Source organism: Arthrobacter ulcerisalmonis (assembly GCF_900609065.1).
Classification (GTDB): domain Bacteria; phylum Actinomycetota; class Actinomycetes; order Actinomycetales; family Micrococcaceae; genus Arthrobacter; species Arthrobacter ulcerisalmonis.
Genome location: NZ_UXAU01000029.1, coordinates 56,863 through 80,369, shown reverse-complemented (window position 1 = coordinate 80,369; position 23,507 = coordinate 56,863). Strand labels below are relative to the sequence as shown.

Annotated in this window: 22 protein-coding genes; 14 read left to right on the top strand and 8 right to left on the bottom strand. The window is 60.1% G+C overall.

The genetic code is table 11. The features are described from left to right. The first annotated feature begins 486 nt into the window (after positions 1-486). Positions 487-780, top strand: coding sequence for a hypothetical protein (locus PSET11_RS10710; RefSeq protein WP_124092122.1), 294 nt, complete (start codon positions 487-489; stop codon positions 778-780). Positions 781-862: 82 nt separating this feature from the next. Then, on the top strand, positions 863-1,660 hold the full coding sequence (locus PSET11_RS10705; RefSeq protein ID WP_124092120.1) for a hypothetical protein: 798 nt from the start codon (positions 863-865) through the stop codon (positions 1,658-1,660). A gap of 27 nt (positions 1,661-1,687) precedes the next feature. Here PSET11_RS10705 and PSET11_RS10700 read toward each other — a convergent pair whose 3' ends face one another. The 3 genes from PSET11_RS10700 to PSET11_RS10690 are packed head-to-tail and all read right to left on the bottom strand — an operon-like array spanning position 1,688 to position 4,679. Further along, positions 1,688-2,605: a type II secretion system F family protein gene (locus tag PSET11_RS10700; RefSeq protein WP_124092118.1), complete on the bottom strand. Its 918-nt coding sequence runs from the start codon at positions 2,603-2,605 to the stop codon at positions 1,688-1,690. Continuing rightward, a complete protein-coding gene (locus PSET11_RS10695) occupies positions 2,602-3,456 on the bottom strand; it encodes a type II secretion system F family protein (protein WP_124092116.1) in 855 nt (284 codons plus the stop codon). The genes PSET11_RS10700 and PSET11_RS10695 overlap by 4 nt, the downstream gene beginning before the upstream one ends. Continuing rightward, complete coding sequence (locus PSET11_RS10690) at positions 3,456-4,679, bottom strand: TadA family conjugal transfer-associated ATPase (protein WP_124092112.1); 1,224 nt, start codon at positions 4,677-4,679, stop codon at positions 3,456-3,458. Before PSET11_RS10690 ends, PSET11_RS10695 begins: the two co-directional genes overlap by 1 nt. Before the next feature lie 271 nt (positions 4,680-4,950). Between PSET11_RS10690 and PSET11_RS10685 the strand changes: the two genes are divergently transcribed. Both PSET11_RS10685 and PSET11_RS10680 read left to right on the top strand, forming a co-directional pair. Next, positions 4,951-5,994 (top strand): substrate-binding domain-containing protein, encoded by a 1,044-nt coding sequence (locus PSET11_RS10685; protein WP_124092110.1) that lies wholly within the window; start codon positions 4,951-4,953, stop codon positions 5,992-5,994. 53 nt (positions 5,995-6,047) lie between these two features. Continuing rightward, positions 6,048-7,634, top strand: coding sequence for a DUF2142 domain-containing protein (locus PSET11_RS10680; protein WP_160118983.1), 1,587 nt, complete (start codon positions 6,048-6,050; stop codon positions 7,632-7,634). 61 nt (positions 7,635-7,695) lie between these two features. Here PSET11_RS10680 and PSET11_RS10675 read toward each other — a convergent pair whose 3' ends face one another. From PSET11_RS10675 to PSET11_RS10665, 3 genes are all read right to left on the bottom strand, one after another. Next, positions 7,696-9,105 (bottom strand): sugar nucleotide-binding protein, encoded by a 1,410-nt coding sequence (locus PSET11_RS10675; RefSeq protein ID WP_124092106.1) that lies wholly within the window; start codon positions 9,103-9,105, stop codon positions 7,696-7,698. A gap of 3 nt (positions 9,106-9,108) precedes the next feature. Then, positions 9,109-10,107 (bottom strand): dTDP-glucose 4,6-dehydratase, encoded by a 999-nt coding sequence (gene rfbB, locus PSET11_RS10670; RefSeq protein ID WP_124092141.1) that lies wholly within the window; start codon positions 10,105-10,107, stop codon positions 9,109-9,111. A gap of 136 nt (positions 10,108-10,243) precedes the next feature. After that, entirely contained in the window at positions 10,244-10,567 is a 324-nt protein-coding gene (locus PSET11_RS10665) for a hypothetical protein (protein WP_124092104.1), read from the bottom strand. Between the two features lie 49 nt (positions 10,568-10,616). On the opposite strand from PSET11_RS10665, the gene PSET11_RS10660 reads away from it, so the two are divergent. Beyond that, positions 10,617-12,014: a GH25 family lysozyme gene (locus PSET11_RS10660; RefSeq protein ID WP_124092102.1), complete on the top strand. Its 1,398-nt coding sequence runs from the start codon at positions 10,617-10,619 to the stop codon at positions 12,012-12,014. Positions 12,015-12,042: 28 nt separating this feature from the next. Here the strand turns inward: PSET11_RS10660 and PSET11_RS10655 are convergent, their stop codons facing one another. Then, entirely contained in the window at positions 12,043-12,795 is a 753-nt protein-coding gene (locus tag PSET11_RS10655; RefSeq protein ID WP_238989117.1) for a glycosyltransferase, read from the bottom strand. A 149-nt stretch (positions 12,796-12,944) separates the two neighbouring features. On the opposite strand from PSET11_RS10655, the gene PSET11_RS10650 reads away from it, so the two are divergent. The 7 genes from PSET11_RS10650 (at position 12,945) to PSET11_RS10620 (ending at position 19,273) form a co-directional block, all read left to right on the top strand. Then, positions 12,945-14,183, top strand: a complete 1,239-nt coding sequence (locus PSET11_RS10650) for a polysaccharide biosynthesis protein (RefSeq protein WP_124092100.1) — start codon at positions 12,945-12,947, stop codon at positions 14,181-14,183. Beyond that, a complete protein-coding gene (locus PSET11_RS10645; RefSeq protein ID WP_160118982.1) occupies positions 14,170-15,099 on the top strand; it encodes a glycosyltransferase in 930 nt (309 codons plus the stop codon). Before PSET11_RS10650 ends, PSET11_RS10645 begins: the two co-directional genes overlap by 14 nt. Positions 15,100-15,169: 70 nt before the next feature. Continuing rightward, positions 15,170-15,919 carry a glycosyltransferase family 2 protein gene (locus tag PSET11_RS10640; RefSeq protein ID WP_124092095.1) on the top strand — a complete coding sequence of 250 codons (750 nt, stop codon included), beginning with the start codon at positions 15,170-15,172 and terminating at the stop codon, positions 15,917-15,919. 2 nt (positions 15,920-15,921) lie between these two features. After that, positions 15,922-16,356 carry a DUF2304 domain-containing protein gene (locus PSET11_RS10635; RefSeq protein ID WP_124092093.1) on the top strand — a complete coding sequence of 145 codons (435 nt, stop codon included), beginning with the start codon at positions 15,922-15,924 and terminating at the stop codon, positions 16,354-16,356. Continuing rightward, on the top strand, positions 16,357-17,244 hold the full coding sequence (locus PSET11_RS10630) for a glycosyltransferase family 2 protein (protein WP_124092091.1): 888 nt from the start codon (positions 16,357-16,359) through the stop codon (positions 17,242-17,244). Positions 17,245-17,268: 24 nt separating this feature from the next. Beyond that, positions 17,269-18,363, top strand: a complete 1,095-nt coding sequence (locus PSET11_RS10625; RefSeq protein WP_124092089.1) for an NAD-dependent epimerase/dehydratase family protein — start codon at positions 17,269-17,271, stop codon at positions 18,361-18,363. A 16-nt stretch (positions 18,364-18,379) separates the two neighbouring features. Beyond that, positions 18,380-19,273: a glycosyltransferase gene (locus tag PSET11_RS10620; protein ID WP_124092087.1), complete on the top strand. Its 894-nt coding sequence runs from the start codon at positions 18,380-18,382 to the stop codon at positions 19,271-19,273. A 133-nt stretch (positions 19,274-19,406) separates the two neighbouring features. Here the strand turns inward: PSET11_RS10620 and PSET11_RS10615 are convergent, their stop codons facing one another. After that, positions 19,407-20,489 carry an acyltransferase family protein gene (locus PSET11_RS10615; RefSeq protein WP_160118981.1) on the bottom strand — a complete coding sequence of 361 codons (1,083 nt, stop codon included), beginning with the start codon at positions 20,487-20,489 and terminating at the stop codon, positions 19,407-19,409. 146 nt (positions 20,490-20,635) lie between these two features. On the opposite strand from PSET11_RS10615, the gene rfbA reads away from it, so the two are divergent. Beyond that, positions 20,636-21,499: a glucose-1-phosphate thymidylyltransferase RfbA gene (gene rfbA, locus PSET11_RS10610; protein ID WP_124092083.1), complete on the top strand. Its 864-nt coding sequence runs from the start codon at positions 20,636-20,638 to the stop codon at positions 21,497-21,499. A gap of 8 nt (positions 21,500-21,507) precedes the next feature. Continuing rightward, complete coding sequence (locus PSET11_RS10605; RefSeq protein ID WP_124092081.1) at positions 21,508-23,496, top strand: DUF6541 family protein; 1,989 nt, start codon at positions 21,508-21,510, stop codon at positions 23,494-23,496. Positions 23,497-23,507: the final 11 nt, after the last annotated feature.

Genomic DNA, 23,507 nt, shown 5'->3' with positions numbered 1-23,507 from the left:
GCGGGGCGGGGGCTACCCGGCGGCACGCACGCCCACGGCGACGGCGGGCAGACAAGCGAAGTTGCCGAAACCCACAAAGGGACTGGCAGAACAGCAACTCAATGCAACGGCCGGGGACAAGCGGCAACACGCTGAACCAGTGATGTTGGAGCGGAGGCCACGGTGAATGTTGGGAACCAAGGGCTCGGACACCACGCCGCCGCCGACACCAACGAACAACCGCGGCGCGGACACACCAGACCGGCTCCGACGCCCCAGACGCCGCCCCAAGGCCTCCGGAGAACATGCGGACAGCAACCGGCCACACGGGGCCAGCGGGGGCGGCTACGGCACCACCACCGGCCACCCCCGGGGCCGCCCAGGGGGTAAGGGGTCAGTGCCGCTAGAAATTTTCATACGGGACAGATCACCGTGAGAGTGTCCCCCCTCCCCCCAGCATAAAAACCACCACGCGGGCAAACGGCCCGCCAACGAAAGGACAGAACCATGGGGCGACATTCTGAGGCCGTGGAGGCTACGCTGACCGCGGCCGGGGACGCTATCACCGGCAAACACCAGGCGCTATGTGAACTGGTCCGCACCCTCGCGGAACAATGCGACGCCACCCCCGAGGGGCCGGGGACGCGGCTGGCGGGCACATACCTAACGGCGATCCGGACACTCAACGCCGTCGTGGCCGCGGTGCCCGCCCAGGGGACCAAGCCGCGGAACGGGCTGGCGTCCGTCCGCGGGATCCGCGACGCACCCAAGAAGTCGACTATCCGTGGAGGCAAAGGCTGACGTTCGCCCAGGCGATTCCGCTCACGAGCGCGCTGCTGTCGACTGAGCCTTGACAGTCGGTCAAGCGGGATAACGTTAGTGAATGAACTTCGCTGACGCCGCCCGTGATCCCAAGCGCAAGATTGCCCGGGCGGAGAAACTGTTCAGTGAGGCGTTGAGGGAGCTGGCGCTGTGGGCCGAACAAAACCCGGTCACCGCACACATGGAACCGCACCCCGACCGACGAAGGATCGATGTTGTCTTGGACGCGGTTGTGGAACCACCCGTTGAGGAGGTCGCTCTCATTATCGGGGACGCGATTCACAATCTGCGGGCCGCCCTGGACAATCTGGCTTGGAATCTGGCGCATTATTCCGGTGCGCCGGAAAACCCCCAAAGCATATACTTCCCCGTCGCTGAGACGCAGGGGGCATGGACCAGATCCTCAAAAAATTTCACGTCAATGCCCTTGGACGTTTTAGAGCAGATCCGAGTTCTCCAACCCTTCACATTTCCTAGCCCTTCCAACTGTTTTCTGTGGCAACTGCATCGTCTGGACATCGCAGACAAGCACCGCGACTATCTGTTGGCGACGCCGCACATCAAGAGCAGCGAATCGAAGTTTCAGATTGGCCTGGACGCGGACACCACCCTTGTTTTCCGCAACCCGGAGACCTCGGCGAGAGTCAGGAGTGGGGAGCTGCACGCTTGGATAGAGCTGTCCCAGCCATTCTGGGAGCGAGTCACGCTGAACGAGGTGGTCCGGGTGGACACCGCGTTCACGGTGAGCCACGACAAAAACAGTCCCGGCATTCCCTTGCACGAAATGGCCGCAAGCTTCCCGACTGTGGTGACGGCAATCGTGGACTTCATTTGTTACCGCGGCGCTCCCGCTGGTTAGACGCTTTCCTCCAACCGTCAGTAAGACCTAGTGATACCGCGCATTGGGGACGACGGAATAGAAACAGTAACAATTCACCACTAGTACCATCATGCCGATCTCCTTCTTGCCTGCAGCCTCCATGAGGTCGCGTTTAGCGGTGTCCCGAACGTCTTGGGCTTGCGCGCGGAGTACGTCTGCGAGGGGTGTGCCTCGTTCCACGGCAACGATGATGCCGTCTACGAACCGGACCAAGGGGGCCAAATCGGTGCGTGCCGAAAACTCCTGCAAGGCCTGGACGAGGGGCTTGCCAGCCCTAGTTTCGGCGAGAATCAAGCTGAACTCGTTGGTGAGTTCACCGTGCCCGCTGCGACACACCCTGTCCAGGGCACCCGTTGCACTCTCGCCGGCACTGACGGCGAGTGCCATCAGTTCGGCCAAGCTGGGAAATTCGGCCATCATGCGGGATTCGCGCCGCCGAATTTGGACTCCCAGCCAGTAGTCGCGCCCAACGTATCCAAGGACTGCAGCTACGAGTATCAGGATGACCGAGAGCAGTGGGCTGATTCGCCCGGCAAGCGAGCTGGGTATTGCCACGGCCAGCGCCAGGACGAACCCAACCGCGCCCCACAACAGCTGCTCGGCGCGGAAATCAATGCTTGATTTTGACAGACCGGCCTGGGCAAGCCGCCGCACTGTACCTCCCGGTGAGGGGCTGAGGCGTCCGAGCGCGGCTAAGGCGTCGTGCAGGATGGGCCGGAGGATTCGGGCCAGCGGACCAAACGGGGTTTGGCTTCGATCGTTTGCAGTGAGCAACCGGGACTCAAGGTTGTGGCTCCTCAGCTGTGGTTCAATTCGCTGGCTGAGTGTCGTGGCACGCATGGGCGGAGATCTGACAACGAGGAGCCATAGTCCCAGGCCGAGGACACCACCGACCAGGACCGCAGCCGTAGCTAAACCTGTCATCGGAGTACCCGCTCATCCTGAGGAAGGGCACCAATCCTGAGCATCGCTGAGTAACAGAGCAGGGAGACCACCAAGCCGCCGAGCAGCACCGCCGCGCCCATGGCCGTGTTGTATGCGCGGACGGCTTCGGGCCGGGTTGCCAGCAGGACCACTACGACCCAGGGCGCGGCAACGGCCAGCCTGGCGGCATTGACGGTCCAGGACTGCCGGGCCTCAAGTTCACTTCTTGTCCGGGCGTTTTCGCGGAGGAATTCGGCGAGGGTCCCCAGCAGGCGTCCCAGGTCAGAACCTCCTACTTCGCGGGTCAGCCGCAAGGCCTCGACGATGCGGTCAGCCACTGGGTCAGCCAGTCTGTCTTTCAACCTATTCAAGGACGCATCAAATTGACCACCAGCGCGGTAGTCGGCGCCGAAGTCCCTGAAGATGGGCCGCAGTTCTTCTGGCCCCTTGTGTCCGAGCTGGATGAGTGCTTCCGGTAGCGGCAGCCCCGCTCGGATGGCTGAGCGGAGGTGATCCACAACGTCTGGCCATAGCTGACGCAGCCGCGTGCTCCGCTTCTTGGCCCGCCAACGAAGGAGGGTGACGGGGAGCCATGCAGCGAAGAGTCCGAAGCACGCGGCGATGGCCCAGGACCGGCTGACGGCGAAAAAGATCAGCGCCGCAACCGAACCCAGCCCAACGCAACTTCCGATGAGGCCCGCGCCGGTGACCTTTTCGATGCCAGCGGCAGCCAGTAGGTCACTGAGCCGATTACTCCGCCGGCGCGCTGTCTGGGACGGAGATGTCGGCCAGAAAGACCACCAGACCAGGAACAGTCCCGCGCCGCCGAGGATTCCCAGAATGGCAGCCATTAGCGCGGATCCAAAAGTGCCGCCACGTCATAGCCCGATCGGGCGAATTTCTCGGCTTCCGGCATTGAACTAGCCCGCGGTTGCAAGGCACCGTGTTCAGTTGAGAAGACCACAGATGATTCGATGACACCATTCTCCACGCGGCGGCCCAAGGACAGGATCTCCGTCACTTCCCTCCGTCCGTTGGCGTGCCGATTGCAGTGCACCACCAGATCGATGCAGGAAGCAACGGTTGGCACGACGAAGGCGCTGGAAATGTTTTCGCCTGCGAGCAAAGGGAGCGTGCAGATCTTGGTGACGGCGTCATGGGCAGAGTTTGCATGGACTGTGCACATCCCTGGCAGCCCAGAATTTAGAGCGATTAACATGTCGAGACTCTCTGCCTCTCGAACTTCGCCCACAATCAACCGATCCGGACGCATCCGCAGGGCTTCTTTGACAAGTCTCCGTAACGGAATTTCGCCCTGGCCTTCCAGGTTTGGTTGCCGGCACTGCAGACCCACCACGTCACGCAGGGGTAGTTGCAGTTCGAAGATCTCCTCAACGGTGATGACACGTTCGCGGCTGCCAATGCTGGCTGCCAGGCAGTTGAGCATGGTGGTTTTCCCGGCCTGGGTGGCGCCCGAAACCAGAATGTTGAGCCCGCTGGCAACCGCAGCTCCCAGGAAGCGTGCGGCCTGCGGCGTGAGAGTCCCTAGCTCCACAAGGTGCTCCAGCCTGCTGGCCCTGACCACAAATTTGCGGATGTTCACGGCCCAATGCCGTCGCGTCACATCAGGTATCACCACGTGGAGCCGCGATCCGTCTGGGAGTGCCGCGTCCACGAATGGAGTGGACATATCGAGCCGTCGACCAGAGCTTTTGAGCATCCGCTCCACCAGGTCACGGACCTGCTGCTCGGACAAACTGAGGGATGTCAGCTCAGACTCGCCGTTGCGGGCCACGTATATTTCATGCGGAGCATTCAGCCAGATCTCTTCGATGCTGGGATCGTCTAGCAACGGTTGAAGCACACCAAAACCGGCCACTGCATCGAAGAGGAATCTCCGGGCCGAGTCCAGAGCCCCGATGGGTGGCAAGGATCCAAGCAATGATCGCTCGTCATAATCAGTGACGGCAGCTTCTACCAGCCGACGAACCTCCAGGGCCTCTCGTAGCGGGTCAAGCCCGCGGCGCCTGATAAGCTCGCGGACTTCGTCCTCTACTATTCCCAGAGCGTCCATTCGATCCCCTGTAGAAAGCTGCCACCACCGTTGGCGCCAGTCCGAATGGGTACAGCCTAGAGTGCCCGCAGCATGGCGCCAAGACATTTCTCAATCCTGTGGACAACTGCCCTGAGTCCTAAATCGGCACCAAGGCACCAGGATGCTGCACAACGCAAAGACTGATCGCAAAGTAGGCTGGTCCCAGGAAGTGCGGACACGCTTTGCCACGGTCTTGTCAGTAAGCGGCCCGCAATTCGACTTGAGAGGTCTTTAATTGAAAACTACGGGAATGTGGCGCGCTGCAGCGTTCGCTGCCTTGTTCACCGCGATGACAGCATGCGCCGGCCCCTCCACCGAACCCTCAATTCGGGGTGCGCTCACGGCTGTTGGTACCGAAGTCCAGGGCAGTTCCATTTCGGCGTGGCGCAACGGCTGGATGAAGGACTACCCGGGAACGTCGCTGAACTTTTCCCCCGATGGGTCGGACGTCGGGGTCGATGCACTACTGAACGGTCAGGCCCATTTCGCTCCGCTCGACGCTCCGTTGACAGCTACAGATGTGGAGAGGTCAAAAACCACCTGTGGACCTGACGGAGCTTTTTCCGTACCTGTAGCCATTGTGGGGGTCGGCGTTGCGTTCAACCTGCCAAGCGTCAAGAACCTCAAGCTCACACCCGGCGTGCTTGCCGCCATCTATTCTGGAGACATCACCACCTGGGATGACCCGGCAATCACCGCCATCAACTCGGGCAAGGAACTTCCCGACAGTAAAATAACTCCTGTTCGGGCTACCGAAGACTCCGTGCTGACGAAAACGGCAACGAGTTACCTGGCCGCCGGCGGCTGGAAAGGGCAGCCCAGCAACGAGTGGCCTGCAGAGACTGCCGGTGAATCCGTCAAAGACAACGATGCTCTCGCGAACAAGCTTGATAACACCGCCGGTTCCATTGCGTTCCTCGAAAAATCTTCCATCGGATCCCGTTTCGACACCGCACTCCTGGACTTCGGCAAGGGATTCGTCCGGATGAATGATGACACCCTCAACCTCTCGATCGGCCTGGGAACAGTTGGGGCTGGCCCCGGCGGTAGCGTCACGTTCCAGAGCGCCGGCATGGGTAGCGAAGGATACGGCCTGTCGTTGGTCACCTACCAAGCTTTCTGCAGCAATTACTCAAATGAGTCGCTGAGTCGTCTGGTCAAGTCCTGGGGTACGTTCGTGGTCGGCGCGGGTGGGCAAGGAAACTCGACATACTTCGCTGGCGTGGCGTCGCCGCCCAAGGAAACGCTGAAACTGGCCCAAAAGCGCATTGAACAAATCGGAGGACCTCAATGAGCTTCCCGCGGCCTGGCCACAACGCAGCGGCAGCAGTGCAAGAAAGGGCCCCCATGAGCGGCACCACCCCCGGGACTTCGGTCCAATCAAAGCAGCAGCGTCCAGCAACCGGCGTCTTCCTCAAGGTGTTCGGCCTTCTTGCGGGCCTCATGATTCTCTGGTCGCTCGCAACCCCTTTGATGGCCTACCCGGACGAGCCTGTGCATACCATCAAGGCTGCAGCAGTAGCCCGCGGCCAAGTCTTCGTGGAGGCGGGCAAGTCATTTGGCCATGGCGTCCACGTGCAGGTCCCCTCCTACATCGCCAACCTCGCGCCCCAGACGTGCTTTGCCTTCCAGCGCGACCAGACTGCAGGCTGCGCCCCCGGAATTCCTTACGATGATAATTACCTCACCATTGGGGTGACCTCAGCAGGCCTTTACAATCCGCTGTACTACTGGGTCGTCGGTTTCCCGAGCCTCTTCATGTCAGGCGCGCCAGCTCTGTTCGCCATGCGAATCGTCAGCGCCCTGCTCTCAGCGGCGTTCTACGCGGCCGGCTTTACAGCACTAGCCCGGCTCCGACGACCCAAATGGCCCATTGTTGCAGCCAGCATTGCCACGACTCCCATGGTTTTCTTCCTGGCCAGCGGCATCAACCCGAATTCCTTGGAAATCGCAGCGACCATGGCCGCTTTCTGCGGCTTGCTGGTGGTCCTGGAGAATTCACGGCGTTTGGCGACGGTGAAACCACAAATCATCACGGTGGGGCTTGCCAGCGTTGCCCTCGCGAACACCAGGTCGGTATCTTTGGTGTGGTTGTTGTGTGCCGTGGTGGTCGCCTGCCTCTGCTATCGGGGCAGAGACGCACTTGCCATCCTGAGAAATAAATTTGTTCTACTAACAACCGGCGTCATTTTTATTGGGGTATGCCTGGGCCTTCTATGGAATTTCTGGATGTTCAACGCCCCGCCTTCAGCAGGCGAAGCGCCAGCAGGCATCTCCAACGCCACCGGCGATATTCCTACCTACCGGGCTTTCCTCACTATGTTGGACCGTGCTTTTGACTTTGTTGCCCAATACATCGGAGTCATGGGTTGGCTTGAGACTTCGCTCCCCCAGGCGGTCTACATGTTCTGGAATATGCTGCTGGTTCTTGTGTTACTTTTCGTCTTCCTGCTCCGACGCTGGCGCCTGCAACTGGGCTTCCTGGCGGCACTCGCCATGTTGCTGCTGGTACCATCCGCCCTTCAGGCGGTTCTGGTCTCCAGTGTCGGCTTCATCTGGCAGGGTCGTTACAGCATGCCGCTGTTCCTCATCACCGTAATTGCTGCAGGAATGGCCTTCCGATTCCGGACTTTTGCCAAGACCAGGCCCGCCGCTTCTATGACCAGACTCTTCCTGTGGGCTGCAATCGCCGCCCATGTTTACGGGTTCCTTTACGTCCTGCGACGCTACGTCGTGGGAATTCCCGACTATGGCAACTGGCAGACCATGATCACGGTCCCAGGCTGGCAACCGCCCCTGACATGGGAAGTCCTCACACTCCTCTATGCTGGCGTCCTTCTCCTGGCCGCACACATGCTGTTCCGCTACTTGATCCCCCACCAAGATTTTCTTAAGCGCCGTCGAGTCCGTGCCAAGGTCGCTGCCGCCGCCTGAATCGGTTAAAGAGAAACGCCGTTGACCCTCAAGGGGTCAACGGCGTTTTAGTTGGCGCAGGTCAGGACTGAAGGAAGCTTGTCAGCCGCGAAGTGGTCGTGGCGGGAACAAACCCAGTTGCCTTAATCTTCGCCAAGTCGAGGGCACTGTTCAATGGCCGCGGGGCGGCAGATTTGCCCTTGAAGTACTCTTCGGTGCTCACGCCCGTCACGGATTCCCGGGGTTGCCCGGAGAGTTCGTAAACGTCAGCGGCAATGTCGGCCCAGGACTGGGGCTCCCCGTCGTTGGACAAGTTGTAGGTGCCGTAGTCAGCGCCAGAGGTGAGCAAGTGCCGGATACCGGCGGCGATGTCCTCGGTGAAGCTGAGTCGCCCCACCTGATCATTGACCACCGACGGTGTAATCCCGCGACCGGCCAGCGACGCCATGGTGCGGACAAAGTTGTTTCCTTCACCAATCACCCAACTGGTCCGGACAATGTAGTGCCGCGGCACCACGCTGACGATCGCGTCACCGGCCGCCTTGGTCTGCCCGTAGACGCCGAGCGGCGTGAATGGTTCTGATTCGTCGTGGACCCCGCGTCCGCCGTCGAACACGTAATCAGAGGAGACATGCACCAGGGTGAGGTCATGCTCGACGGCGGTCCGCGCCAGGCGCGCAACGGCGGCGACGTTGACAGCCCAGGCAGCCGCGCGGCCTTCCGGGGTCTCTGCAGTATCAACAGCCGTGTAGGCGGCAGCGTTGACGATGGTCGAGTAGCTCTTCCAGTTCCGGGTGGCGAACGCTTCTTCGCTGCTCAGGTCGAACTCAGCGCGACCTGCGAACTCAACGGATGCGTCGCCGTCGTGCAGTTCCCGCAACGCCTTGCCCAACTGGCCGTCCGCCCCCACAACCAAGGTCTTCTTCCCCGGCATGGGTACGACGTCAGCCAGGCGCGGGTGTGCTTTGTCCTTGTCGGAGAGCTCTGCCGCGTCCAGCGAGATAGGCCACTGGATTGCTGCGGTTTCGTCCGCCAGGTTCAGGAAGGTGTACTGGCCCTGTGCGTCCGCGGACCAGTGATCATTGACCAGGTAAGTGTAGGCGGTGTTGTCCTCGAGGGTCTGGAACGCATTGCCCACACCGCGGGGAATGAAGATCGCCTGGCTGGCATCCATTTCTGCGGTGAAGACCGCACCAAAGGACGGCCCCTCGCGCAGGTCCACCCAGGCACCGAAAATCCGGCCGGTGGCGACAGAGATGAACTTGTCCCACGGCTCGGCATGGATCCCACGGGTGGTGCCGGCCTTCTCGTTGAAGGAAATGTTGTTCTGGACTGGCCGGAAGTCTGGGAGTCCCAACGCCACCATCTTCTCGCGCTGCCAGTTTTCCTTGAACCAGCCGCGATTGTCACCGTGAACGGGAAGGTCATAAAGGACGACGCCGGGAATAGGCGTTTGCGTGGCCGTCAGCTTTTTGCCGAATTCGATCGCCATGGCTTACTGGCCCTGCTCTTTGTACTTAGCCTCGGTGGCGGCCTTCTGCGGGCGCCACCAGTCTTGGTTGTCCCGGTACCAGGCAATGGTGTCCTCGATGCCGGCGTCGAAGTTGGAGAACTGCGGTTCCCAACCCAGCTCGGTGCGGAGCCTGGTGGAATCGATGGCGTAGCGCATATCGTGGCCTGGCCGGTCAACAACGTGGTCGTAGGCGTCTGGGGACTGGCCCATGTGCTTGAGGATCAGCTCAACGACGTCCTTGTTGTTCTTCTCGCCGTCGGCGCCGATCAGGTAGGTCTCGCCGATGACGCCCTTGTCGATGATGGCGAGCACCGCTGATGAGTGATCATTGGCGTGGATCCAGTCGCGGACGTTCTCACCCTTGCCGTACAGCTTGGGGCGGATGCCGTCGATGACGTTGGTGATCTGGCGCGGGATGAACTTCTCCACGTGCTGGTAGGGACCGTAGTTGTTGGAGCAGTTGCTGATGGTTGCTTGCAGGCCGAAGGACCGAACCCATGCGCGCACCAGCAGGTCCGAGCCGGCTTTGGTGGAGGAATACGGGCTGGAGGGGTTGTACGGCGTCTGCTCGGTAAACCGCTCCGGATCATCGAGTTCCAGGTCGCCGTAGACCTCGTCAGTGGAGATGTGGTGGAAACGCTTGTTGTGCTTACGTGCAGCTTCAATGAGTACGTACGTACCAATGATGTTCGTGTCCAGGAACGGACGAGGATCGTGCAGCGAGTTGTCGTTGTGGGACTCGGCAGCGTAATGGACCACAACGTCGGTCTCGGCTACGAGTCGATCCACCAATTCCGCGTCGGCGATATCGCCCTGCACGAAGGAGTAGCGATCTGCCGGAAGGCCGTTGAGGGATTCCAGATTGCCAGCGTAAGTGAGTTTATCCAGCACCGTTACGGAGTGGTCAGTGTGCTCCAACACGTAGTGGACAAAGTTTGAGCCGATGAAGCCGGCGCCGCCGGTAACAAGGAGTTTCTGCATGCTGCACAGCTTACCGGCAAGTGCTTTGCAGTCCGATTTGAGGACCTCGACGCAGATCGCATAGATAACATTGGTCACACCCGTAACGGTTGGGTACTCTCATTATGACGACGGCGGAAGTTCTCCCCCTCGCACATTACTTCTCGGGGGCATCCGTGATAAGAACCAATTCCCGCCGCGTTGCGCTGCTCGCCGTCGCGCTCGCGATTCCACTTACGCTGGGCGGCACCGGCGCTATGGCCGTCACCCCGACGCCGACGCCGACCCCCACAACGACGGCTGGACCCACCGGAACTCCGGCGCTCAAGCCGTCGCAAACTACGGCACCCTCTGTACCAGCAGCGCCGGAAGTGCCTACGAAGAATGCAGAAACCACCCCTCCGCCGTCGGCGCCCGCCGCCACTGCCGAGCCTTCGATGCCCGCCACGGCCACGGAAATGGGCAAGGCGTCAATGGGCAAGGCCGGTCTGAATGCTCCTGCAGCAGAAAGTCAGGCGCGGCAGTTGAGGATGGCAGTCCAATCTCCGCAACCTTCCGTTCCGGAACAGCCGTCAGGAACAGCGGGAAAGCCGCTGGGACTAGACGTCAGCTCCTGGCAGGGATCAGTCAACTGGGCTGATGTCAGGAACAAGGGCGCCAGGTTTGCGTACGTCAAGGCAACAGAGGGTACTGGCTATAAAAATCCCTACTTTGCCGCCCAATATGGTGGCGCAACGTCTGCAGGACTCCTCCGTGGCGCCTATCACTTCGCAGCGCCCAGTGTTTCCAATGGCGCCACGCAAGCCCAATTCTTTATCAACAACGGCGGCGGGTGGACAGCAGATGGCATTACCATGCCCCCCACCCTCGATATTGAAGATAATCCATACGGAGGTACGGATAAGTGCTACGGCATGAGCCCGGCCCAACTGACCACATGGGTCCGCGACTTCACCTCCACCGTTTTCCGCCTGACAAACAAACACGCCATGATTTACACGGGCTACTGGTTCTGGCGGGATTGCCTGGGGAACACCACCGAGTTCAGCACCACCAACCCGCTATGGCTTGCCTCTTACTACACGAGCAGCCCGGCGGTACCGGGTGGCTGGTCCACCTACACCATTTGGCAGTACGCCAACGACTTTGCCAATGCGAGCCAGACGGTCAAGGCAACATTCCCTGGCGACCAAAACGTGTTCAACGGCAATATCGACCAACTCCGGAACCTGGCCGCAACGGCAGATAGTTATCCAATTGGTCTCATATCGGGCGCCACGCTGCTTACCGGAAAATGGGCTGGGGACGGCAAGGCCAAAGTCGGCTGGTTCAAAGACGGTTTCTGGTGCCTGCAAATGGCTGCGGCGCCACGACAGTGCTTTTCCTACGGGAACCCAGGAGACAGGCCAGTAGTAGGTGACTGGAACGGGGACGGCATAGCCGGAATCGGCATTGTCAGGAACGGCGTGTGGTGGCTTGTTGACGATGTTAACTCCATGAGCATTACCAAGGTCGTTGGATTCGGTGTCGGCTCCGACACTCCCATTGTTGGCGACTGGAACGGTTCCGGTAGGGACAGCATAGGCATATGGCGAAACTCCAGTTTCCAGGTCACCTATAACGTCAACTCACCTGTGGTCAACGAATCGGCATCTTTCGGGGTGCCATCCGACACTCCCCTTGTCGGCGACTGGAATGGCGACGGCAAAGCCAGTATTGGAGTGTGGCGTAGCGGCACGTGGTGGCTCAGCAACAGAATCCAGTCCCCGCAGGTGTCCGACGTGTTGCCGTTTGGAGTATCAACGGACCGGCCAATCACTGGCGATTGGGATGGCAACAGGTCCACCACCCTCGGCATTGTCCGCGGGAATAGCTGGCAACTCACCAATAGTCTCAGCCAACGGGGCGTGGACATCTCATACTTCTAGGCCGTCCACACCGCAGGGTCCGCGCTAACTAGTTGGCGCGGACCCTTTTTTGCGCCTCCACCATGAGTCTCAGGAGAACGATCCTGGCAGCAAAGATCTTCCGTGCGGAACGCCAGCCCCGGGGCGTGGCATTGGCGTCATGGATCCGTCGCAACAGCGTTGCCTGCTCCAAGTGCCGCATTGAGCCTAAGGTGTTGCCCAAAATGGCGAGCCAAAGATCGTGGGATTCCCGTAGATAGGGAGGGATTGGCGCGAAGCGTGGCAAGACTTCGCGGCGAAATGCCATACCGCAACCGTAGTAGGCCCTATATCCTACGAGAATTCCCCAAAGGTTAGCCACCGCACGGGTGCTGTCCGCCTCCCGAAGCGAGGGAATCCTCGGGCGCGGCCCACCGCCGAGCACATCGAAATTCGATGCCACAACCGACGCGGACTGCAACGCTTCCAGCATGGCGCCTAGTCGCCCTTCAACCCACACATCATCTTGGTCGGACAGCAGAATAACGCTCCCCCGGGACGCCAGTGCAGCCTGCTCGAACGACTTCACGTAACCCTGGTTTGCATCTGCCTGAACGACTCGGATGCGTTGATCATCGATGACGCGGATCTGAGCAACCGTCGCGTCCGTGGACGCGTCATCCACGATAACCAACTCATCGTCCGGACCTAGTTGGCGAAGGATAGACTCTAACTGCTCCCCGATGTATCGGGCTCCGTTGTAGGTGGCCATACAGACGCTGGCTCGGATAGACACCTTTTCAGGCTGGTCGGCGGCTGTCATGGCCTCGCATTTCGTTTGGGGGCAAGTGATCTCCGCCATTTCTAAGGGCGGAATCGATCGTCTGCTCCATAGTAGGTGACCTCAGGCGGCGGGTACCCATCCCGTAAGATCGACGAAGGCCCTTCGAGAACCCAAGGACACTCCCAAGAATGAAGACCGTATTGCTGCGACTTTCCGGATTCACGGTGTTGCCGCTGCTGTCCTTAATTACCCCTCTCCTCATGCTGCCCGTCATCTCCAACGTGGTGGGCGGAGAAGGCATTTCGAGTGTCCTTTCCGGCCAAGCTATCGGCACCTTTGCCGCCACTATCGTGATGTGGGGTTGGAACGTTGACGGACCCGTGGCAGTTGCACGCGCCACCCGGGCAGAGGAACGCGCTTTCGTCTACGCGAAGAGCATCCGCACTCGCATACTCCTGCTCGTCGTTGTTATTCCAGCGTCGGCTGCGGTGACCATGCTCGTTGCCGTTCCCGGATTTCGGTGGGAGGCAGTTGCCATGGCGTGGGCCGTGGCATGCGCCGGAATGTCGCCGTCGTGGTTCTGCATCGGACTGGGGCAGCCACGCCTCTTGGCCCTGTATGACACGCTGCCTCGGTTTGTCGCAACGGCTGCCGCGGTGCCGCTCCTCTTACTGACCAACCAGTTGTGGTGGTACACAGTGTTGGTGGCGGCCGCCTCGGTCGGCGCCCTGATCGCGTTTCACCGGAGGTTCTCACCGGGGCAGAACTGGTTCCCCAGCAACGCGCCCGCATCCGTACGGGAATTGGCGGCTCAAGGACGCACTGCCGGCATCAGCCTCGCGGGCAATGCGTACGCATCAACACCAACGCCCATTGCGACCGCCAGCACATCCGCTGCCGCGTCCGGAAGCCTGGCAACAGCCGATACGTTGTACCGCTTTGGCATCTTCACCATCATTGCCTTGGGCAACGCTTTCCAGGGCTGGACCATAGAGCACGGGGCAAACAACAGGCGTCAGCGCCACTTGGCTGCCATCGTGGCGCATTCCGGTCTTGGCCTGCTCGGTGCTGTCATTTTGACATTAGCTGGGCCATTCGTAAGTAGCCTGCTCTTCGCCGGCAAAGCGCAAGCCACAACGGAACTGTGCCTGTACTTTGGGATTGCTTTCCTCTTCCTGAGCGCAAGCACGCCCTTCATTCGGAACCTGCTCATTCCCGCAGGTCGGCAGAACTTTGTCCTCACCTGGACTCTGGTTTCCGCCGCTTTTGGATTAGCTGCCATGGTTTGGGCTGGATTGGCAGGCAACGCACCGGGCATTGCACTGGGCATGGCATTGAGCGAAGCCGTACTGTTCGTCAGCCTCCTCATCCCAGGGTGGAAGCTGATGAACCATGAGAGATTGGATCCCGTCATTGACGCAGCCTGATTCCGTACCGACCGTCGTAGCCGTCATCGCGGCCTACGGCCCGTTGCCAACTTTGATCGGAACCGTCCGGACGCTGCTTGATCAGGTCCAGGAGGTCGTCGTCGTCGACGACGGATCCCCCGAAGAAACCGAATCCCTTTTTAATGAGCTGGCGTCCATCGGCGTCACGATCGTGCGCCAGGGCACTAACTCTGGCATCGCGGCAGCACTAAACGCTGGAATCGAAAAAGCGAGGGAGCTGTGGAACCCGGACTTCTACCTGACCTTGGACCAGGACTCACGTCCATCGCCGCAGTACGTGCGGTCAGGGCTGGAAACGTTCACCACCGCTGCCGCATTGGGACTGCACGTCGGCTTCGTTACGGCCGCTTCTTACAGCGGCCACCCCATTCCAGTTCGTGCCAGTAAAGGGCCATTTGTCCAAGCTTTCGACCCGATGCAATCCGGTTTCCTCCTGCCCCGCAGTTCCTTCGAGCGCGTCGGCCGCTTCGACGAGGGGCTTTTCATCGACGGAGTCGATTCCGAATACACCATGCGGACCAGGTCAGCAGGTCTCAGCGTACTGGTGGGCGAAGGTTGCGACATTGAACACGATTTAGGTCAGCGGGAGCCTGCCACTCTCTTCGGCAAAGCGGTTCGAATCAAGGGCAGCCAACTGTCCTACAATTATCATTCGCCCAGCCGGGTCTACTACATCTGTCGCAATGGCACCGTCCTAAGCCTCCGGTACGTGGTGAAGGATCCTGCCTGGGTGGTCAGGCGCTTGGTCGAAGAGTCCAAGGCGCACGTGTTGAGGTTCACTTTCAGCCCGGGGCGCCTTAAGCTAGCCCAGGCCGCGGCCCAAGGATTTAGGGACGCGTTCCGTGGTTCGACGGGCAGGATACCTGCTCGTCTTGAGCAACGGTTGCGCAGATGACTCGGAGGTCAAACCAGCGAGCCAGCAATGTTGCCGAAATGCCCTTCTGGAATTGATATAGTTTGGACAAATGGAACCGAATCACTCCCCGCGAGTCCTGGTCATCATGCCTGCCTGGAATGAGGCCGAAGCTGTCGGCAACACGGTGCGGGAAGTCTTGGCCACCAACTCAAGGTACGACGTCCTCGTCGTCAACGACGGCTCGACCGACAGCACGGCCAGCGAGGCATCTGCTGCTGGCGCCACTGTGCTCAACCTGCCGTTTAACCTTGGAGTGGGCGGAGCAATGCGGGCCGGATTTAAGTACGCCCGCAGGCTGGGCTACACCCAGGTAATCCAGGTCGACTCCGACGGGCAGCATGATCCCAGCAGTATTGATGAGGTTTTGGCGGGCTTGGCGCACGCGGATATTTCCATCGGTGCTCGCTTCGCTGACCGTGGTGAATACAAAGTCACCGGTCCACGAAAATGGGCCATGCAACTCCTTGCCAAAGTCATTTCCTCCTTAGCGAAGACGAAGCTCACCGACGTGACGAGCGGGTTCCGAGCCGGCAACCAGCGGGCCATCAGCCAGTACCTCGACCATTATCCTGCCGAATACCTTGGCGACACCATTGATTCCTTGGTGGTGGCCATCCGATCAGGGTGCACTGTGACGCAAATACCCGTCGAAATGCGGGCCCGCCAGGGCGGCAAGCCCAGCCATAACCCTGCTAAAGCTGCCATTTACCTCGGGAGATCAGTGTTTGCCCTGCTGTTTGCCCTGACCAGAAAACCGACTTCTCCGGCTGTTCTTGCCGTCGAGACTAGAGGAGCTTAGCTTTGGGCAATCTCGCTGCCTTCCTACTGGCCCTGGCTATCGTCGCCCTCGTAGTGGAGCTGGTCAGGCGCAAGAAACTCCGGGAAAAGTACGCCGCGCTTTGGCTCATCGTGGGTGTTGCCACCTTGGTCCTTGCAGCTTTTCCGATGCTACTGAACATAGTTGCCGAGTTCGTTGGCGTGCAGATACCCTCAAACCTCCTCTTCGCGATCAGTATCCTGATGCTGTTGGGCGTTTGCCTCCACTTGTCCTGGGAAATCTCCGTCGTGGAGGACGAAACCCGGACGCTCGCAGAGGAAGTTGCGATTCTACGGGCGCAAGTAGAGGCACTCGAAGCGGTTGCGAGCGTTGCCCCTGGCCAGCGGCCAGCCAGGCAACGCTCCTCGAAGCCAGTGCAGCCTTTCCTTGGCCTACCCCCTGAGAGCTCGGATTCATAAATGCCGCTTGATATTTTCATTCCTTACTGGGGCGATCCCGCGTATATGAAGCAGACGGTGGAGAGTGTCCTCGGACAGGACAACGGTGACTGGCTCTTGACGGTAGTGGACGACGCTTACCCGGATGCTGAGATCGCCAACTATGTGGCCGGAATCGACGATCCACGGGTGCGCTACATCCGTAAAGACACCAACGCTGGCATCACGGAGAATTACCGCACCTGCGTCGGTATGGCCACGCAGGACATCATGGTGATCCTCGGCTGCGACGACATCCTCCTTCCCAATTATGTCGATGTGATCCTCGAAGCACACCGGCTCTTCCCTGATGCCGCCATCATCCAGCCCTCTGTTCAGATCATCGACGAAAACAGCCGAGTGGTCAGCACCTTGGTCGACTGGGTCAAGCAGAGCCTGGTCCGGCCACGGGGTAATGGCCGGCAAGTGATCTCCGGCGAGGCAATCGCTGTCAACCTCATGCACGGTGACTGGCTCTACTGGCCTTCGCTCGCGTTCCGGACGGACAAGATCAGGCAGGTGGACTTCCGTGATGGCTTTCCCATCATCCAGGACCTAGCTCTCATCATGGACATGATCTACACTGGCGACCAATTGCTGATCGACCCTTCCGTCTGCTTCCAGTATCGGAGGCACTCCAACAGCGCCTCGTCGACCAAGCTGGTTGACGGGTCCAGGTTCGCCGGCGAACGCGAGTACTTCAGCGTCTCTGCGGCCCAGGCTGAAGAGCTGGGCTGGCATCGGGCGGCGCTTGCGGCTCGCCTGAGGCTTACGTCGCGGGCCCACTCAATGACCCTGCTGCCCAAGGCAGTTCTCAACCGCAACACCACCGCGGTAAAAGCCCTTGTCCGCCACTCTTTTGGCAAGTGAACGGCCAGCTACGAAAGGTCCATCGTGACTTCCACTGAAACCATTGCCCATCCGGGCGGCACCGTCCTCGTTACCGGCGGCGCTGGCTTTATCGGTTGTGCCATTTCTGGTCCGTTGGCTGATGCCTTCGACAAGGTCGTCGTCGTCGACTGCCTGCACCCGCAAATTCACGCCTCGGGTGAGCGCCCGGCCGATCTTGATTCCAGGGCCGAACTGATCGTTGCGGACATCGCCGAGGCCGCTACCTGGGACTCCGTCCTGGCTCAGCACTCTCCGGACGTTGTCATACACCTTGCAGCCGAAACCGGCACCAGCCAGTCGTTGGAAGAAGCAACGAGGCACACCCACGTGAACGTCGTCGGGACCTCCCAGCTGCTGGATGGCCTCAACAGGCACCAGAAGCTGCCCCGCAGGATTGTTTTGTCGTCGAGCCGGGCCGTCTACGGCGAAGGCGCCTGGTCGGATGCCAACGGGAAGCTTTTCTATCCTGGACAGCGGACCAGCGAAACTTTGGATAAAGCGCAATGGGACTTCCCAGACGCTGCCCCCGAGCCCATGAAGGCATCCGAGACATTCCCGGCACCCGTGAGTGTCTACGGCGCCACCAAACTGGCGCAAGAACACGTCCTGCAGGCATGGGCAAAGGCGTTCGGCGTTGAGACAGTCATTCTTCGGCTGCAGAACGTTTACGGCCCCGGCCAATCCCTGATCAACCCCTATACAGGCATCATGAGCCTGTTCTGCCGGATGGCCATGGGCGGAAAGTCCATCCCCCTTTACGAGGACGGCGAGGTCCGTCGCGACTTCATCCTTATCGACGACGTTGCCTCAGCCATCGTTGCCGGCGCGCTTTCGGCGACTGTGCAGGGCGAGGCAATGGACATTGGTTCCGGGGAGTTCCAAACGATCGGCACTGCGGCCAACCTCATCGCAACCCATTACACAGCACCAGAGCCGCACGTGACGGGGCAGTACCGGCAAGGAGACGTCCGCCACGCCTGGGCCGATATCACCGCTGCCCAGAAAGTCCTTGGCTGGACTCCTCAGTACAGCTTGGCGCAAGGAATCGACCGGTTGGCCAACTGGATCGATGCCCAGCCCGATGTGCAGCCTGCCTGACGCGACCTGATCCAGTATGCCTACAGTTGCCGCCGTCGTCTCTCTCTATAACCCCGACGGCGGCGTGCTGGCCAACGCCGCCACCCTGCTCGGCCAAGCGGACTCCGTTATCGTGGTGGACGACGGCAGCCCTGCAGACCCCACCGCTGTCCTGACGGATTTGTCCGAATTAGGCTGCGCGGTGATGCGGTTGGAGCAGAACTCGGGCATTGCGGCTGCCCTCAACGCCGGGATCATTTCAGCGCTAGCGCAAAAGCCAAAGCCGGATTATGTCCTCACCATGGACCAGGACTCCTTGCTTGCCGACGGCTACATCCTCGCGCTGACAAATACAGCCTCGGCCGCGTCCGCTGCCGGCGTCACCGTGGGCATGGTCGGGCCTGGCTCGGTGCTGGGCCTTCCTGTGCGGCGCGCCGGGAACAAGGACGGTGTCGAGTTTGGCGGCGAGCCAATCCAGTCTGGCCTGCTGATTCCAGTCCCGGTGCTCGAACGCATTGGGCTCTTCCAAGAGAGCCTTTTCATCGATGGCGTCGACAGCGAATTTTTCCTGCGCTGCGCCAGAGCCGGACTCAAAGCCGTTATCGCCTCCGACGCCGAGCTTCAGCATTCTCTCGGCAGCCCGACGGCGGCGACGGTGTTCGGGAGGGAGCTCACCTTGCGCGGTGAGTCGGTAAGCATCAGGACCGCTGCAGTGTGGCGCTACTACTATTTGTTCCGAAACCGCTTGTTGCTGGCCAAGGAGTACGGTGGCAGATTCCCGCTCTGGGCCCTCAAGGGGTTCTTGGCGGACTACCGACATTTACTGATCGTCACGCTACTAGCGCCAGGGCGCCGCAAGCGGCTGTCCAATGCGCTCGCAGGTATTGCCGACGGCCTACGCGGCGTCACCGGGATGCGCCGCACTTCATAGCGTTGAACTGCCCGCCCTGCACCAGCGGTCGCGACGTCGGGGTTTCAGTGGCTGACTCGCCGGATGGTTTAGATCCACCAAACTCCTGGCCGGAACAGCGAGGGAGTTGATGCCCGGCGTCGCTGCCAGGCTGCTATACGGATTTTCTGGCGCGCCGCATGACCGGTCGCTCAATAATGAACCAACTCGCTGCGGCCAGCGGAATCGTACAGATCGTCGCGGCGAGCGTGAACCACCAGACGCCCCAGTGATATGCACCAAATACTGCCAAGAACTGCTGGACCGGGAACGCGTAGATGTAGCCGCCGTAGGAAAGGTCGTTCCGTGCGACAAATTTCGGTTGGGGCAACCAGGTGGATATCCAGAGCAATGCGTAGGTGATGAGGGGCGCCGCCAGCTGGCCGCCATATCCATCCACAAGGAAAATTGAAGCAACTGCAAGAAAAAGTGAGATTGGGCCGAGGATTTTGTGAATACCGATTTTTGAGCTGAAGACCTGGACCACGGCACCGCCGAGGAAGTATGGAACCAGCCTCGCGGCGAGCTCAAAGTCCAGGTTTGACTGCAGGTAGGGCTTGAGGGTACCGATATTGGCCCAGATAACCACGCTGACCAGGAAAGCAATAACCATCGGCCAAGGAGACTTCTTGAAAACCGCGACAAACCCAATGAGGGCCACGAGCAGATAGCAAAGAAACTCGAAGTACAACGTCCAGAGTGAACCGTTCCATGCCCCCGGGTAAGGCACATTGGCCGGAGTCCCTGCCACGTCGTAACTGACAATGCGCAAGCCCATATTCGCGAACACCGAATTCAGCGGCGTGGTGGGGGTCTGCCAGAAACCGAAGAGCGAGCCGTGCTGGACCACGTAAGCGATGGGTGCGAAGCCCAAGGCCATGACGATCAGACACACAATGAACGCGGGAAAGATCCTGGCGATTCGATGAACCAGGTATGTACCGATCCGATTGCTGAAGCGGCTCGCAGTAATAAGGTATCCACTGATTCCGAAGAAACCTGCCACCGCCCAGCCCCCGAGATTCTCGCCCCGGAATCCCCAGCCGTTCCCATCACCGACGATGTGCCAGCTATGTGCGAGTAGTACGAGGAAAGCAAGGAAGAGCCTGATGAGGTTCAGGCTGTTACCCCTTGGATCCAAGCGGTTGCCGAATGCTGGGGCACTCGGTGCGTCAGGTTTCAGTACGGCAGTGCCCAAGCCAAGTTTCCTTTGTGGTGTTGATTGGCTACCGATTCTACCTTGCTGACTTATGACATACGAAAAACACCACAGTTCCCGGCCGCTCTAGCCGATTGGGCAGAGTTAGTTTGCCGTGAACCCCGCGTTGATAGAGGATTAGGGTCATGCGTGGAATAATTTTGGCCGGCGGGACCGGATCCCGGCTACACCCGATCACCCTTGGCATCAGCAAACAACTGGTTCCTGTCTATGACAAGCCGATGATCTACTACCCGCTGTCGACTCTGATCCTCGCAGGGATTCGGGACATCCTGATCATCACCACCCCTCACGATGCGGAGCAGTTCCAGCGGCTCTTGGGTGACGGTAGTCAGTTTGGCGTGAACCTCACATACGTCCAGCAGCCTTCACCCGACGGGCTGGCACAGGCATTTATCCTTGGCGCCGAACACATCGGCAACGAAACCGTGGCACTGGTCCTAGGCGATAACATTTTCTACGGCCAAGGCATGGGCACTCAGTTGCGCAAGCACGCCGACATAAAGGGCGGAGCCGTGTTCGGCTACTGGGTCAAGGACCCGAAGGCCTACGGTGTTGTTGAGTTCGATGATGACGGCAAAGCTCTCTCACTCGAAGAGAAACCAGAAAAGCCGAAGAGTCACTACGCGGTTCCCGGGCTCTACTTCTATGACAATGACGTCATCGAAATTGCCCGCAACCTGAAGCCATCGCCACGGGGCGAATTGGAGATCACGGATGTCAACCGTGCCTACCTTGAACGCGGAACGCTTCAGGTTGAGATCCTCCCGCGAGGGACCGCATGGCTGGATACCGGAACCTTCAACGACCTCAGCGACGCCTCAAACTTCATCCGCACCGTGGAAAATCGGCAGGGTTTGAAAATTGGTGCTCCGGAAGAAATCTCGTGGCGCCTTGGCTTCCTGACGGATGACGAACTGCGCCAGCGGGCGGAACCGTTGGTCAAGAGCGGTTACGGGGCATACCTGCTCGGCTTGCTCGAGCCTTAATAAGCCGTATGTGGCTGCCAGTCTTTCCGCAAATCCTGCTCGCAGCGGCATTTCTCCTGGCCCCCGGCTTGGTTGTGTCGCTTTCCCTGCGCTATCGATCGTTTGACGCCCTCGCCTTAGCCCCTGCCCTTTCGGTGGGGATTCTTGTGGTCTCCTCAACCGGCGCCCCGTTCGTGGGGCTGGGCTTCGGACTGCTGCCGGTAGCGGTGGTGACGGTGTTAGTAGCCGTCGTGGGCTTCTGGATCGGCTGGAAAAAAGTCGCAACAGGACCGGAGGAAATCGGGAAGCGGCCTACGCTTTGGCAACGCACCACGCCTTTCGCGGCATTCGTGGTGGCCTGTGCACTAATCACGTGGCGGACGCTGCAGGCCATCGGCTCACCGACCGCGTTTTCGCAGACCTACGACGCAGTCTTCCACCTGAACTCGGTTCGCTTCGCACTGGATACGGGTCAGGCTTCATCGCTGACCCTCGGCGCCATGACCGGCGGCGGGTTCTATCCGGCTGGCTGGAACGCGGTGGCGACCTATGTCGCAACAGTCACGGGCACCGATGTTGTTACTGCAGTGAACATCACCAGCGTTGTCCTGGCAGCCTTCTTCTGGCCCCTTAGCTGCCTCCTGCTGGTCCGCTGGGTGGTGGGCCACGATCGTTTAGCCACCCTGATGGCCGCCATTGCGGCGGCTTCGCTCGGCGCGTTTCCGCTGCTCATGATGGACTTCGGCGTTCTTTACCCAAACTTGCTGGCCATCAGCATCCTTCCTGCGAGTATCGCTTTGGCGGCTCGGCTGCTCAAAGCGGCAAAGCCAACCCCGTTTCATGTTCTGGCTACCTGCCTGGCATTGCTGCTCTGCCTCGCGGGCCTCGTGGTCTCGCATCCGACAACTTTTATGGCCTGGCTCGTCTGGACGGTTCCCATGGTGGCCTTCATCGTGGTCAAGTTCAGCCCCGGCATTTGGCAGGCCCGCCTGGCTGACCGTCGACGCTTCTACGCTGCAGCAACCCCGGTGGCGATATACGCCGTCGTATTCCTGATCCTGTGGCTGTTCCTTCGACCTCCGGAGGAAGCCTCGTTCTGGGGTCCGTACCACACGGCTCCACAGGCATTTGGCGAGGCACTGCTCGTTTCCCCCATGGGACTGGCGCCGGCCTGGATGGTGGCGCCGCTGGTCTTCCTGGGCCTCTGGGCCTGTTTCCGCACTCCCAAGAAACATGGCTGGGTAGCTGTCGGCTTCACGATTTTCGCGGGGGTTTTCGTCGTTGTTTCGGGATTCCCCATTTCCTCGATCCGGAACCTCCTGGCTGGCGTTTGGTACAACGACAGCTATCGGGTTGCTGCACTTCTCCCGGTGGGCGCGGTCCTCTTAGTTGCCGTGGGAGTGTCCTGGGCGGGGAACCAACGGCATGCGGCAAGCCTGCTTCGTCGAAGGGCTGATCCCTCCTCGGGGCCAGCCAAGGTTCTCACCTACGCCCGTCAGCCCCTGGCCCGCTTTGCAGTCACAACCCTCGTGGTAGTGGCTGCAATCTCCTTGGGACAGCAAGGAGGGATGAAGCAGGAGGTGGCGCAGGCGTCGAAGCAATACTCCATCAACGCCGACTCTCCTCTAGTCTCAACGGATGAGTTGGCGCTCATGCAACGACTCGAACAGACCGTGCCAGCAGGGGCAACGCTCTTGGGCAACCCCTACACTGGAGCAGCGCTGTCGTACGCCCTGGGCGACAGGAAAGCGGCCCAACTACACATCTTGAGCTACGTCTCTCCGGAACTCCAAGAAATCTATGACCGCCTGGGCGTGGTTCTGACGGATCCAAATGTTTGTACCGCGGTGAAGGACGAGAATGCCTATTACGTCCTCGATTTCGGCACCAAGGAAGTCCATGGCGGCGACCACACTCCTGTAGGACTGGAGAACCTCGACCGCAATCCGGGTGTCGAACTGATCGACCACCAAGGCGAAGCGAAGCTCTACAAGATCACGGCCTGCCCAACCTCGTAAGCGTTCCCAAA